Origin of the sequence: Pseudomonas sp. B21-010, from assembly GCF_024749325.1 — a bacterium.
Classification (GTDB): Bacteria; Pseudomonadota; Gammaproteobacteria; order Pseudomonadales; family Pseudomonadaceae; genus Aquipseudomonas; species Aquipseudomonas kilonensis.
The window spans coordinates 5,850,167-5,863,563 of sequence record NZ_CP087198.1; the positions used below are offsets into that span (position 1 = coordinate 5,850,167).

General features: G+C 60.6%; 10 protein-coding genes, 1 tRNA gene and 1 pseudogene. 9 read left to right on the forward strand and 3 right to left on the reverse strand.

Annotation, left to right across the window (positions count from 1 at the left end):
• Positions 1-5: 5 nt before the first annotated feature.
• Positions 6-1,232, forward strand: a complete 1,227-nt coding sequence (locus LOY50_RS26165) for a multifunctional CCA addition/repair protein (protein ID WP_253469934.1) — start codon at positions 6-8, stop codon at positions 1,230-1,232.
• A 151-nt stretch (positions 1,233-1,383) separates the two neighbouring features.
• Here LOY50_RS26165 and folK read toward each other — a convergent pair whose 3' ends face one another.
• Positions 1,384-1,902, reverse strand: coding sequence for a 2-amino-4-hydroxy-6-hydroxymethyldihydropteridine diphosphokinase (folK, locus tag LOY50_RS26170; protein ID WP_253469937.1), 519 nt, complete (start codon positions 1,900-1,902; stop codon positions 1,384-1,386).
• Positions 1,893-2,246 (reverse strand): dihydroneopterin aldolase, encoded by a 354-nt coding sequence (folB, locus tag LOY50_RS26175; RefSeq protein ID WP_253469940.1) that lies wholly within the window; start codon positions 2,244-2,246, stop codon positions 1,893-1,895. The genes folK and folB overlap by 10 nt, the downstream gene beginning before the upstream one ends.
• A gap of 74 nt (positions 2,247-2,320) precedes the next feature.
• On the opposite strand from folB, the gene plsY reads away from it, so the two are divergent.
• The gene (gene plsY / locus LOY50_RS26180; RefSeq protein WP_249877205.1) at positions 2,321-2,890 is read left to right on the forward strand and encodes a glycerol-3-phosphate 1-O-acyltransferase PlsY; all 570 of its coding nucleotides are present in this window, start codon (positions 2,321-2,323) and stop codon (positions 2,888-2,890) included.
• 8 nt (positions 2,891-2,898) lie between these two features.
• On the opposite strand, the gene tsaD is transcribed toward plsY, so the two are convergent.
• Positions 2,899-3,924: a tRNA (adenosine(37)-N6)-threonylcarbamoyltransferase complex transferase subunit TsaD gene (tsaD, locus tag LOY50_RS26185; RefSeq protein WP_253469943.1), complete on the reverse strand. Its 1,026-nt coding sequence runs from the start codon at positions 3,922-3,924 to the stop codon at positions 2,899-2,901.
• Between the two features lie 199 nt (positions 3,925-4,123).
• Here tsaD and rpsU point away from each other — a divergent pair, with 199 nt between their 5' ends.
• From rpsU to LOY50_RS26220, 7 genes and pseudogenes are all read left to right on the forward strand, one after another.
• Complete coding sequence (gene rpsU, locus LOY50_RS26190) at positions 4,124-4,339, forward strand: 30S ribosomal protein S21 (protein WP_002551877.1); 216 nt, start codon at positions 4,124-4,126, stop codon at positions 4,337-4,339.
• Positions 4,340-4,818: 479 nt separating this feature from the next.
• The gene (gene dnaG / locus LOY50_RS26195; protein WP_253469946.1) at positions 4,819-6,777 is read left to right on the forward strand and encodes a DNA primase; all 1,959 of its coding nucleotides are present in this window, start codon (positions 4,819-4,821) and stop codon (positions 6,775-6,777) included.
• Between the two features lie 67 nt (positions 6,778-6,844).
• Positions 6,845-8,692, forward strand: coding sequence for an RNA polymerase sigma factor RpoD (gene rpoD, locus LOY50_RS26200; protein ID WP_258689541.1), 1,848 nt, complete (start codon positions 6,845-6,847; stop codon positions 8,690-8,692).
• A 124-nt stretch (positions 8,693-8,816) separates the two neighbouring features.
• Positions 8,817-12,560, forward strand: coding sequence for a bifunctional diguanylate cyclase/phosphodiesterase (locus LOY50_RS26205; protein WP_253469949.1), 3,744 nt, complete (start codon positions 8,817-8,819; stop codon positions 12,558-12,560).
• A gap of 15 nt (positions 12,561-12,575) precedes the next feature.
• Positions 12,576-12,652, forward strand: a tRNA-Ile gene (locus LOY50_RS26210).
• Positions 12,653-12,973: 321 nt separating this feature from the next.
• Entirely contained in the window at positions 12,974-13,216 is a 243-nt protein-coding gene (locus LOY50_RS26215; RefSeq protein WP_214509862.1) for a hypothetical protein, read from the forward strand.
• A 67-nt stretch (positions 13,217-13,283) separates the two neighbouring features.
• A pseudogene (locus tag LOY50_RS26220) lies at positions 13,284-13,391 on the forward strand (DNA-binding protein); the annotation flags it as partial.
• Between the last annotated feature and the right edge of the window lie 6 nt (positions 13,392-13,397).

Here is a 13,397-nt window from a genome sequence, read left to right on the forward strand (position 1 = left end):
TTTTTATGCAGATCTATAAAGTCGGCGGCGCCGTTCGCGACCGCCTGCTAGGCATTCCCGTCACCGACATCGATCGGGTCGTGGTGGGTGCCACCGCCGAGGAAATGCTCGCCAAGGGGTTTCGCCCGGTGGGAGCCGATTTTCCGGTATTCCTACACCCGAAGAGCGGCGAGGAGTACGCCCTCGCCCGCACCGAACGCAAGAGCGGCCGAGGCTATGGCGGCTTCGTGTTCCATGCCAGCCCTGAAGTGACCCTGGAGGAGGATCTGGTTCGCCGGGACCTGACGATCAACGCCATGGCCGAAGATGACCACGGCAACCTGACCGATCCGTACCATGGCCAACGCGACTTGGAAGCCCGGGTACTACGCCACGTTTCCCCCGCTTTCGCCGAAGATCCCCTTCGAGTCCTGCGAGTTGCCCGCTTCGCCGCGCGTTATGCTTCGCTGGGTTTCAAGGTGGCGGACGAAACCCTTGAACTGATGCGCCAACTCAGCGATTCCGGCGAGCTGGAAGCTCTGACGGCCGAGCGCAGCTGGAAAGAAATTTCCCGCGCCCTCATGGAAAAACAGCCACAGGTATTTATCCAGGTCTTGCGCGACTGCACGGCCCTCAAGGTCCTGATGCCAGAGGTCGATGCGCTGTTTGGCGTGCCCCAGCCTGAGGCCCATCACCCGGAAATCGACACAGGCATCCATACCCTGAGCGTGCTGGAACAAGCCGCCCTGCACCAACAACCGCTGACAGTCCGCTGGGCCTGCCTGCTCCATGACCTGGGCAAAGGCCTGACGCCCCAACACGAATGGCCGCGGCACATCGCCCATGAGCACACAGGGCTGAAGCTGATCAAAGCGGTCAACGAACGCTTCAAGGCGCCCCGCGACTGTCAGGAATTGGCGTTACTGGTTGGCCAATACCACACCCATGGTCATCGCGCGCTTGAGCTCAAGGCATCCACTTTGCTTGAGCTGCTGCAGAGCTTCGATGTGTACCGTCGACCTCAGCGCTTCGAGGAATTCATCGCAGCCTGTGAGATGGATGCGCGGGGACGCAAAGGGCTTGAAGAGCGAAGTTATCCACAGGCTGATTATTTGCGGGGCGCAGCGGCAGCGGCCCGCGCAGTGGCGGTGCAGCCCTTGCTGGAGAAGGGCTTCAAGGGACCGGAGCTGGGTGAGGCGATCAAGCGCGAGCGCCTCAGGGCTTTGAAGGCCTACAAGGAAGCGGCAAGCTGACGGAATCTTGGATCAGCTTGCATTTGTGTTGGATGTTCCGTCGTCATCGCGAGCAAGCTCGCTCCCACATTAGGATTTCAGTGAGCACATCTCTAGTGTTCAACCGAGATCCACTGTGGGAGCGAGCTTGCTCGCGATAGTGACAGGCGCTTCAGCGCAGATTCGATGGCGTAAGCTGCTGGCCTCGCCATTCGAAAGCCACCGGCGCCAGCACCTGGTCGATCTGCGATTCTTCCCACAAAGTGGCGAAGCTTTTGCCCACGCCTGGGTGAATCCGATCTGGAGCGATCAACGACAAAGGCCACAGGACGAAGGCGTTCTTGAGGATTTCCGCACGCGGCAAGATCAACCCATCGAAGTTGCCGACCTGTTCGCCATACAACAACACGTCGATATCCAGCGGCAGCCCCTTGCGGTCCGGCGCATAGCGACCGTTGTCCGCCTCGATGAACTTGAGACGACGATCCAGCTCCATCAGCGGCAGATCGGTGAAGGCCGAGACGACGAAATTGAAGAATGGCCCGCTCTTGATACCCACCGGCTGGCTCTCGAACACGGCCGAACAGCGGATGTCCACCAGGAAACCGGCCAAGGCTTCAAGACCGGCGCACAGATGGGTTTCGCGCTCGATATTGCTGCCGAGCCCGAGAAAAACCTGAGTCAGCGACATCCGCGCTCGATCTCCACACCCACGCCGCTGGCCGCCGGTACGGCGCCAGGCTTGGTTAATTTCAGACGCAGCCAGGTGATCTTGAACTCATCCATGAGCTCCTGGGCCAGTCGCTCGGCAAAGGTCTCGACCAATTGGAACTGCGCCCGTTCGGCAAATGCCTGGATGCGCGACGATACGCTGGCGTAGTCGAGCGCCAGGGTCAGGTCGTCGCCCGCGGCGGCCGGGCGGTTGTCCCAGGCGAAGCTCAGGTCAAGCCGCAGGCACTGTCGGATGCCTCGCTCCCAGTCGTAGGCCCCGATTACCGTGTCGACTTCCAGGCCCTCGATAAACACTCTGTCCAAGCACTCTTCTCCGCAGCACGACAAGGGCGCAATGCGCCGTTAGAATCAGGGCGTCCTCGCCCGGAATAGTTAGCATGTTTTGGTTACTGGCGATTCTCGCCTACCTGCTCGGCTCGCTGTCCTTCGCCATTTTGCTCAGCCGCCTGACCGGTCGCCCGGATCCGCGAATGAGTGGCTCAGGCAATGCCGGCGCCACCAACATGCTGCGCCTGGCCGGACGCAAACTTGCCATCCTGACCCTGCTGGGCGACCTCTGCAAAGGCCTTGTCCCGGTATTGATCGCCAGCCTCGCAGGGCTCTCGTTGCAGCAACAGGCCTGGATTGGCGTCTGCGCCGTCATCGGCCATCTATTCCCGCTGTACTTTCGCTTTCGTGGCGGCAAGGGTGTCGCAACCGCCGCCGGCATGCTGCTGGGCCTGTACCCGCCCGCCGCCCTGCTGGCTGCCTGTGCCTGGCTGCTGACGTTCTACCTGACCCGCACCAGCTCCCTGGCCGCGCTGATCGCCACGCCGCTGACCCTGCCGTTGCTGGCCTGGCAGGAACCGGCGGCCTTGCTGCCCATGACCGCGCTGGTTGCGCTGATCGTCTGGCGTCACCGGGGCAATCTACGCGACCTGTTCGCCGGGCGCGAACGGCATTTTTAAATGACGCTTCACAGGGGCGCCAACTGCTCCATCGGCCAGCGCGCCTGTACGCTGATCGCCAGGCTTTCGTGCTGGCCGGCCTGCAAGCGCTGGCAACCGGCAAAGGCAATCATCGCGCCGTTATCTGTACAGAACTCCGGCCGGGCGTAGTAAACGTCGCCCTTCATGTCGCCGAGCATTTTCTCCAGCGATGTCCGCAAGGCCTTGTTCGCGCTCACGCCGCCTGCGATCACCAGGCGCTTGAGCCCGGCCTGCTTGAGGGCGCGCTTGCACTTGATGGTCAAAGTCTCCACCACGGCCTGCTGGAACGCCAGCGAGATGTCGCAACGGGTTTGCTCGCTGTCGTCCCCGGCGCTGACGCACTGCTGCCAAGTGTTCAGGGCGAAGGTCTTCAACCCGCTGAAACTGAAATCCAGGCCGGGACGGTCGCACATTGGCCGCGGGAACACGAAACGCCCATCGACCCCTTGCGTCGCAAGCCGGGAGATTTCCGGCCCGCCGGGATAATTGAGGCCCATCATTTTTGCAGTTTTGTCGAACGCTTCGCCGGCAGCATCATCGAGCGTCTCGCCGAGCAACTCGTATTGGCCGATGCCATCGACCCGAATGAGCTGCGTATGGCCGCCCGATACCAACAAAGCGACGAACGGGAATTGCGGCGGTTGCGACTCCAGCATCGGCGCCAGCAGGTGGCCTTCCATGTGATGCACGCCCAGGGCCGGAATCCCCCAGGCAAAGGCCAGCGCCTGGGCACAGGAGGCGCCCACCAGCAACGCGCCCACCAGGCCCGGGCCAGCGGTGTAGGCGATGCCGTCGATCTCGGTCGGCACGCAGCCAGCTTCGGCCAGGACCTGGCGGATCAAGGGCAGCATGCGCTTGACGTGATCGCGGGAGGCAAGCTCGGGCACCACCCCGCCATAGGCGCGGTGCAGGTCGATCTGGCTGAACAGCGCATCGGCCAGCAGGCCGCGCTCACTGTCGTAAAGTGCGACACCAGTTTCGTCGCAGGAGGTTTCTAATCCCAGTACTAGCATGGGTTTGCGCCTTGTAGAGGCTGAATTCGAAGGCGCGCATAATAGTCGCCGCGTTGTGCCCCGACCAGCGGTTTTCGATCAGAGGCTTTGCATTCCGAGCGTTGAGGGGTTAACATCCGCAACCCTTAAAAACCGACGTCTTCAAGTGCTCTTTTGCCGCGAGGATGTTGCCCCCGGTAATGAATGAAGGTAGCTCTGGATGCCAGCCGTCAAAGTAAAAGAGAACGAACCCTTCGACGTAGCTCTGCGTCGTTTCAAGCGCTCCTGCGAAAAAGCCGGTGTTCTGGCTGAAGTTCGTAGCCGCGAATTCTACGAGAAGCCGACTTCTGAGCGTAAGCGCAAGGCAGCAGCCGCTGTTAAGCGTCACGCCAAGAAAGTTCAGCGCGAACAGCGCCGCGCCGTACGTCTGTACTAATACACAGACGTTCGTAGCAAGCTTCTGCCAAGCCCGGCCTTCAAGCCGGGCTTATGGCATTTGCGGAATAACGCTTGATGCTTCACCGTCAAAGCCGCAGACGCGACCAAGACAACCTGCTTCACCGCGTCAGACCTGGCTCTTTTGCCAGCGGTGCACGTCTTTCCTGACGAGCCTTCCAAGGCTACCGACGAGCACACCCTGATTCCTCTAACGACGATCAGCCCAAGGCACCTGCCTGCGTGTCCGCTTCATGAGCTATCCGAGGCCTGAACAGCCGTTACCGGACTCAGCGCAACACATTCAAACAGTCGAATACTGATAGTTATTAACGTCAGTGGATTATCGGCAGATACACTTCCCGACAGCGATGATGCAGACGACCCGGTCGAGCCACCGATTTAGCGTGCCTCAAACCCAGACCCGGTTACGCCTGCCGATTTCGGGTCCATATTTCGCGCAGTGATGATGAGAACGCCATGGCCGGGCTGATTCCCCAGAGCTTTATTGACGACCTCCTGAACCGCACCGACATCGTCGACGTGGTCAGCTCTCGCCTGCAAATGAAGAAAGCGGGCAAGAACTACACGGCCTGCTGCCCGTTCCATAAAGAAAAAACGCCTTCTTTCAGCGTCAGCCCCGACAAGCAGTTCTATTATTGCTTCGGCTGCGGCGCTGGCGGCAATGCCCTCGGCTTCATCATGGACCACGACAACCTGGACTTCCCCCAGGCCGTCGAAGAACTGGCCAAAGCCGCTGGCATGGAAATACCCCGGGAGGAAAGCGGTCGACAGCACAAGCCACGCCAACCGACCGATTCTCCGCTTTACCCACTGCTGACGGCGGCGGCGGATTTTTATCGCCTGGCCCTCAAAAGCCATCCGGCACGCAAGGCTGCGGTGGATTATCTCAAGGGCCGCGGCCTGACCGGCGAAATCGCCCGGGACTTCGGCCTCGGCTTCGCCCCGCCCGGTTGGGACAATCTGTACAAGCACCTAAGCAGCGATACGCTGCAACAGCGCGCCATGATCGACGCCGGCCTGCTGATTGAAAATGCCGAAACCGGCAAGCGCTACGACCGCTTCCGCGACCGGGTCATGTTTCCGATCCGCGACACACGCGGACGGATCATCGCCTTTGGTGGCCGAGTGCTGGGCGACGACAAGCCAAAATACCTGAACTCCCCGGAAACCCCGGTGTTCCATAAGGGCCAGGAACTCTACGGCCTGTACGAAGCGCGCAAGAACAACCGCAACCTCGATGAAATCATCGTCGTCGAAGGCTACATGGACGTTATTGCCCTGGCCCAGCAAGGCCTGCGCAACGCCGTGGCAACCCTGGGCACAGCCACCAGCGAAGAGCACATGAAGCGCCTGTTTCGCGTCGTGCCCAACGTGCTGTTCTGCTTCGACGGCGACCAGGCCGGCCGTAACGCCGCCTGGCGCGCACTGGAGGCTACCCTGCCGTGCCTGCAGGACGGACGCCGGGCACGCTTCCTGTTCCTACCCGAGGGCGAGGACCCGGACACCCTGGTGCGCTCCGAAGGTACCGATGCGTTTCGTGCGCGGATCAACCAGCATGCACAACCGTTGGCCGACTATTTTTTCCAGCAATTGACCGAAGAAGCCGATCCACGCTCCCTCGAAGGCAAGGCCCACATGGCCACCCTCGCGGCACCGCTGATCGACAAGGTGCCCGGCGCCAACCTGCGCACACTCATGCGCCAGCGCCTGACCGAAATCACCGGCCTGAACAGCGAAGCGGTCAATCAACTGGTGCACAGCGCCCCCCAGGAAGCGCCACCGGCTTATGACCCGGGCATCGATTACGACGCGATGCCGGATTTCGCCGACTATCATCAACCCCAACAGGATTACGCCCCCCAGCAGGAATGGACACCGAAAAAACCCGGCAGTGGCGGCAAGAAATGGGACAAGAAACCCTGGGACAAGAACGGCAAGCGCGGCGATCGCGACCAGCCACGTGCCCCGCGCGTGCCGGCCGCCGTCGAACCACCAACACTGGCCGCCTTGCGCACTTTGCTGCATCACCCGCAACTGGCGGAAAAAGTAGAGGACGCCGGGCACTTCGCCGCCGAGGACCACAGCAATACGCAATTGCTGGTTGCACTCCTTGAAGCCGTGCAGAAGAACCCCAAGCTAAACTCTTTCCAGTTGATTGCGCGGTGGCATGGCACCGAGCAGGGGCGCCTGTTGAAGGCCCTGGCCGAGAAGGAATGGCTGATTGAGGGAGACAACCTTGAACAACAGTTTTTCGACACCATTACTAGCTTGTCCGCCCGCCAACGCGAGCGAAACCTGGAACAACTTTTGCGAAAAGCTCGCCAGAGCGAGTTGACCAGCGAAGAGAAAAACCAATTGCGCGACTTACTCAGCCGCAATGTTTGCGCATCAAACCCGACCTCAACTGGCGCGTGAGGTCACAGCTCAGGTATAATCCTCGGCTTGTTTTTTGCCCGCCAAGACCTTCAGTGGATAGGGTGTTATGTCCGGAAAAGCGCAACAGCAGTCTCGTATCAAAGAGTTGATCCTATTGGGTCGTGAGCAGGGCTACCTGACTTACGCGGAGGTCAACGACCACCTGCCGGAGGATATTTCAGATCCGGAACAGGTGGAAGACATCATCCGCATGATCAACGACATGGGGATCAACGTATTCGAGGTTGCTCCAGATAAGGATGCCCTTATGCTGGCCGACGCCGATACCGACGAGGCGGCCGCTGAAGAAGCGGCCGCAGCGTTGGCAGCGGTCGAGACCGACATTGGTCGCACCACCGACCCCGTGCGCATGTACATGCGTGAAATGGGTACGGTAGAGCTCCTCACGCGTGAAGGCGAAATCGAAATCGCCAAGCGTATTGAAGAAGGCATCCGTGAGGTGATGGGCGCAATCGCGCACTTCCCTGGCACGGTTGACCATATTCTCTCCGAGTACACCCGCGTCACCACCGAAGGTGGCCGCCTGTCCGACGTCTTGAGCGGTTATATCGATCCGGACGACGGCATTGCGCCGCCTGCCGCCGAAGTGCCGCCACCGATCGACGCGAAAGCCGCCAAGGCCGACGACGACACCGATGACGACGACGCCGAAGCGAGCGACGACGAGGAAGAAGCCGAAAGCGGTCCGGATCCGGTCATCGCAGCACAGCGTTTCGGCGCTGTGGCCGACCAGATGGAAATCACCCGCAAGGCGCTGAAAAAGCACGGCCGCAACAACAAGCAGGCGATTGCCGAGCTGTTGGCACTGGCCGAGCTGTTCATGCCGATCAAGCTGGTACCGAAGCAATTCGAAGGCCTGGTCGAGCGTGTTCGCAGTGCCCTGGATCGCCTGCGCCAGCAAGAGCGCGCGATCATGCAGCTTTGCGTGCGTGATGCCCGCATGCCGCGTGCCGATTTCCTGCGCCAGTTCCCTGGCAACGAAGTCGACGAAAGCTGGACCGATGCACTGGCCAAGGGCAAGAGCAAATACGCCGAAGCCATTGGTCGCCTGCAACCGGACATCATTCGTTGCCAGCAAAAGCTGACCGCGCTGGAAACCGAAACCGGTTTGACGATCGCCGAAATCAAGGACATCAACCGTCGCATGTCGATCGGCGAGGCCAAGGCCCGTCGCGCGAAGAAAGAGATGGTCGAAGCGAACTTGCGCCTGGTGATCTCCATCGCCAAGAAGTACACCAACCGCGGCCTGCAATTCCTCGACCTGATCCAGGAAGGCAACATCGGCCTGATGAAGGCGGTGGACAAGTTCGAATACCGTCGCGGCTACAAGTTCTCGACTTATGCCACCTGGTGGATCCGTCAGGCGATCACTCGCTCGATCGCCGACCAGGCCCGCACCATCCGTATCCCGGTGCACATGATCGAGACGATCAACAAGCTCAACCGTATTTCCCGGCAGATGCTGCAGGAAATGGGTCGCGAACCGACGCCGGAAGAGCTGGGCGAACGCATGGAAATGCCTGAGGACAAGATCCGCAAGGTATTGAAGATCGCCAAAGAGCCGATCTCCATGGAAACCCCGATCGGTGATGACGAAGACTCCCATCTGGGTGACTTCATCGAAGACTCCACCATGCAGTCTCCGATCGATGTCGCCACTGTCGAGAGTCTCAAGGAAGCGACTCGCGAAGTACTCTCCGGCCTCACTGCCCGTGAAGCCAAGGTACTGCGCATGCGCTTCGGCATCGACATGAATACCGACCACACCCTTGAGGAAGTCGGTAAGCAGTTCGATGTAACCCGTGAGCGGATTCGTCAGATCGAAGCCAAGGCGTTGCGCAAACTGCGCCACCCGACGCGAAGCGAGCATCTGCGCTCCTTCCTCGACGAGTGACCTTCAAAACCCCCGGCCCTGCCGGGGGTTTTGTTATGTGCAGATAAAATCCCTTTCATTACAGCCCTCCCCGCCCTGTCCGTCTACACTCGAATCATCCTCCCCAAGCCATGTCGAGACAGTGATGCCCAGACTGACGGCCGCGCTTTTGCTGTCATTGATGACCTGGACCGCAACAGCTGGCGCGTTGACGCTCACCGACGAGGAGCTCCGCTGGCTCAAGGACCACCCTGACCTGCGCCTGGGTGTCGATGCCTCATGGCCGCCGTTTGAGTTTCGTGACGACCAGGGCCGCTATCAGGGCCTGGCTGCCGACTACGTCGACATCATTCGTGAACGACTGGCCATCAAGCTCACCCCCATAGAGCCGGTTAGCTGGACCGCCGTGCTGGAGCAGGTTGGACAGGGCAAGATCGACCTTTTGCCGGGCATCATGTCCACGCCGGAACGCCAGAATTACCTGGCGTTTACCCGGCCTTACCTGGATTTCCCCATTGTCATCCTGGCCCATCGCGGTGGCGCCCAGCCGCACAACCTCAAGGAACTGTACGGGCTGAAAATCGCCGTGGTGGAGAACTATGCCCCCCATGAACTGCTGCGCAACCACCATCCCGACCTGAACCTCGTGGCGCTGCCCAACGTCAGTTCAGCCCTTCAAGCCCTGGCAACCGACGAGGTAGACGCGGTAGTCGGCGATCTGGCCTCCAGTGTCTGGAGCCTGCGCCAACTCAAGCTCGAAGGTCTTTATGTCAGCGGGGAAACGCCTTATCGCTATCAATTGGCAATGGCCGTCCCTCCAGATAGCAAGATACTGGTAAGCATCCTGGACAAGGTCATGGCGGACATGAGCCCGGCCGAAGTCGACGAGATCCAGCAGAAGTGGGTCGGCAATGTGCATGACTACCGCCAGCTCTGGTCAGATTTGCTGCTTTACGGCCTGCCTGCGTTGCTGCTCCTGGTCGGCATACTGGCGGTGGTGATTCGCATCAACCGCCGACTCAGCTCGGAAATCGCCCGGCGGGTCGAGCTGGAACAGGAGCTGCGCAGCAGCGAATACCATTACCGTGGACTGGTGGAGAGCCTGTCGGCCATCGCCTGGGAGGCCAGGGTCAGCGACTTCACCTACAGCTACGTGTCGCCCCACGCCGAAGACTTGCTGGGCTATCCCCTTTCCCATTGGCTGATCCCAGGCTTCTGGCGCAACATCATTCATCCGGCCGACCTGATCCGTGCCCAGACCTACTGCGATCATGAAGTGCTGGCGGGTCGCGACCACTGCATCGATTATCGCGTGATCACTGCCGATGGCCGCTGCCTGTGGGTGCGCGATATTGTCAGCCTGATCGAACACGGGCACGAACCGGTGATGCGTGGGCTGATGATCGACATCAGCGAAGCCAAGCGCACCGAGGAAGCACTGCGCCTTTCGGAGCAGAAGTTTGCCTCGGTGTTCCGCCAGTGCCCGGACATCCTGGTGATTGCACGGTTGTTGGACGGTTGCCTGCTGGAGGTCAACAAGGCCTTCGAAGAGCAGATCGGCCTGAGCGCCGCCGAGGTGGTGGGGCACAGCGCAACCGAACTGGATATCTGGGGCATCCAGGGCGTGGGGCCGGGCCTGTTGCAGCGCTTGCAGGCCGGCAGCATTCGCAACCTGGAAATGCCCTTCCGCCGTAGCAATGGCCAGGTGTTCACCGGGCTGATCTCCGCCGAGCCCTTCGACCTCGACACGACGCCAGCCCTGGTCGTGGTGGTACGGGACATCAGCCAGCTCAAGGAAACCCAGCAGCAATTGCAGACATCCGAAGAGAAGTTTGCCAAGGCGTTCCACGCCTCGCCCGATGGCCTGCTGTTGTCCCGGCAAAGCGACGGTCTGCTGATCGAAGTCAACGAAGGCTTCAGCCGCATTACCGGCTTCAACAGTGCCCTGTCGGTGGATCGCTCTACCCTGGACCTGGGCATCTGGGTCAACCTCAACGAGCGAAAGCAGATGCTCGACCTGCTGAAGCGGGACGGCTTTGTCAGGGACTTCAGCTGCCACATCCGTCGCAACGACGGGCAAATCCGGCTCTGCGAAGTCTCCAGTCGCCCGCTGCCCATCGGCAACGAAGACTGCATGCTGACCATCGCCCGGGACATCACCGAACGCCATCTCATGCAGGAGAAACTGCAACAGGCCGCCACCGTATTCGAAAGCACTGCCGAAGGCGTGCTGATCACCGATACGCAACAGCACATCAGCGCAGTGAACCGAGCCTTCACCGAAATCACCGGCTACAGCGAAACCGAAGCCTTGGGCCATACACCTCGGTTGTTGGCTTCCGGCCTGCACGACAGCGCATTTTACGCCGCGATGTGGCACCAGTTGACGGCCGAAGGGCACTGGCAAGGAGAGATCTCCAACCGGCGCAAGAACGGCGAGCTGTACCCCAGCTGGCTGACCATCAGCGCGGTGCGCAATCGGGACCGACAGATCACCCATTTCGTCGCGGTCTTCGCCGATATCTCCAGCCTCAAGCACGCTCAGGCCCGGCTCGATTACCAGGCCCACCACGACCCGCTGACAGGCCTGCCGAATCGCACGCTGTTCGAAAGCCGCTTGCTGGCAGCCCTCAATGGCCAGCAGGAAAACGGTGGCCAGGGCGCCGTGCTGTTCCTGGACCTGGACCGCTTCAAGCACATCAATGACAGCCTCGGGCACCCGGTCGGCGACCTGTTGCTCAAGGGCATTGCCGTACGCTTGCGCGAGCAGTTGCGCGACATCGACACCGTGGCACGCCTGGGCGGCGACGAGTTCATTATCCTGCTGCCGGGCCTGCAACAGCCCAGCGATGCCGAGCACATTGCCCAAAAACTGTTGAACTGCTTTGCCGCTCCGTTCCAAGCCGGCGAGCACGAGTTCTTCATCAGCGCCAGCATCGGCACCAGCCTCTACCCGCAGGACGGTTGCGACGTCGCCACGCTGGTGAAGAATGCCGACGCGGCGATGTACCGTTCCAAGGCCAAGGGACGCAACCGGGTGGAAAGCTACACCCGCGACCTCACCGCCCAGGCCAGCGAGCGAGTGGCCCTGGAGCACGAGCTGCGGCGGGCGATTGAACGCAACGAGTTGTCATTGTCTTTCCAACCCAAAATCAGCCTCGTCGACAACCAACTGGTGGGTGCCGAAGCATTGATCCGCTGGACGCACCCCACGTTTGGCGACGTGCCGCCGGAACGCTTCATCCCCTTGGCGGAAGAAAACGGCATGATCCTGCAAATTGGCGACTGGGTGCTGGAGCGCGCCTGCCGGCAGTTGTGCGAATGGAACGACACCTACGACAGCCTCGGCCCCCTTTCGGTCAATCTGGCCGGGGCCCAGCTGCGCCAACCCAATCTACTGGGGCGTATCGAACAACTGCTGCGCGAGCACCAGCTCGAGCCTGGCTTATTGCAACTGGAAATTACCGAAAACTTCATCATGAGCCAGGCCGAAGAGGCCCTGACGGTGCTGCACCAGCTGAAAAAACTCGGCGTGCAATTGGCCATCGACGACTTCGGCACAGGCTATTCCTCCCTGAGTTACCTCAAGCGCCTGCCACTGGACATCCTCAAGATCGACCAATCCTTCGTCCGCGGCCTGCCCGATGACCCCCACGACGCGGCCATCGTACGGGCAATCATCGCCCTGGGCCGCAGCATGCAATTCACCATCATCGCCGAGGGCGTCGAAACCCTGGCCCAGCAGCAATTCCTGACCGAAGAAGGTTGCGAACAGATCCAGGGCTACATCGTCAGCCTGCCCCTGTGCGCCGATGAGTTTGCCGCAACGTTTCTTCGTATGACCGTTTCGGATTTTTCGGATAGCACAGCCGAGAAACCGTCGTTATAATCCGCGGCCTACTGAGGGCCTATAGCTCAGTTGGTTAGAGCAGAGGACTCATAATCCTTTGGTCCACGGTTCGAGTCCGTGTGGGCCCACCATACAAAAAGCCGCGCATTGCGCGGCTTTCGTGTTTCTGGATGGACCACCACAGATACAGTCGCTTGGACCTATCGGAAGTCACCGACGTCTACAAGCATCACGCGAAATACTTCTGGGCTTCTGCACGCGGTGAGCGCACCGAGGGGCATCCCGACTATCATCCGCCGCCTTCAGGCTCGTGAGAGACTGGTACCTCAAAGGGGCCCTGCCGAGCCTGCATGCAGGTGACGTGCTGGCCAGCATCGAGGGAGAGGTCCATGGCGGGATTGGCCCACAGCGCTCTGTCGTGACGCTGGTCATCAAGGTCTGAGGAACTGCACATGCCCTACATCATGCAAACTGTCGTCCTTCTGGTGCTGGGCGCGATCCTCGTTCAGTTTCTGAAACCATACCCGCTGCGCAAGTGGCTGGGTTTGGCGCTGCTGGCAACGGGCTTGGTCAGCATCTTCAAGGTTGGTGAGCAGCAGGTGCTGGGCTTTGACCTGGAGCTGCTAGCACTGCTGGCCGTGCCGCTGGGCGTTGTGCTTTTCCTGACGCGGCGGCGGTTCACGGAGGAGGACTGAAGCCCAGGCACGATTTCTCGGTGCCGTCTCTGACCCAAAATCGTAAGGGACAACAGTCGATCAACAGCGCATGGCTGATCTAATGGCGTACAAGGAACAGCGTGACCAAGCGAGACGTGCGGCCATGGACGAACTGGCTGCACAAGCCCAGGAGTTAGGGATGGGTTACGAATGAGGCATT

What these genes read in the sequence shown, in the direction of transcription:
- LOY50_RS26165 (WP_253469934.1), top strand. Translation starts at nt 6, where the DNA reads ATGCAGATCTATAAAGTCGGCGGCGCCGTTCGCGACCGCCTGCTAGGC.
- dnaG (WP_253469946.1), top strand. Translation starts at nt 4,819, where the DNA reads ATGGCCGGGCTGATTCCCCAGAGCTTTATTGACGACCTCCTGAACCGC.
- rpsU (WP_002551877.1), top strand. Translation starts at nt 4,124, where the DNA reads ATGCCAGCCGTCAAAGTAAAAGAGAACGAACCCTTCGACGTAGCTCTG.
- folK (WP_253469937.1), bottom strand. Translation starts at nt 1,902, where the DNA reads ATGTCGCTGACTCAGGTTTTTCTCGGGCTCGGCAGCAATATCGAGCGC.
- plsY (WP_249877205.1), top strand. Translation starts at nt 2,321, where the DNA reads ATGTTTTGGTTACTGGCGATTCTCGCCTACCTGCTCGGCTCGCTGTCC.
- LOY50_RS26215 (WP_214509862.1), top strand. Translation starts at nt 12,974, where the DNA reads ATGCCCTACATCATGCAAACTGTCGTCCTTCTGGTGCTGGGCGCGATC.
- tsaD (WP_253469943.1), bottom strand. Translation starts at nt 3,924, where the DNA reads ATGCTAGTACTGGGATTAGAAACCTCCTGCGACGAAACTGGTGTCGCA.
- rpoD (WP_258689541.1), top strand. Translation starts at nt 6,845, where the DNA reads ATGTCCGGAAAAGCGCAACAGCAGTCTCGTATCAAAGAGTTGATCCTA.
- LOY50_RS26205 (WP_253469949.1), top strand. Translation starts at nt 8,817, where the DNA reads ATGCCCAGACTGACGGCCGCGCTTTTGCTGTCATTGATGACCTGGACC.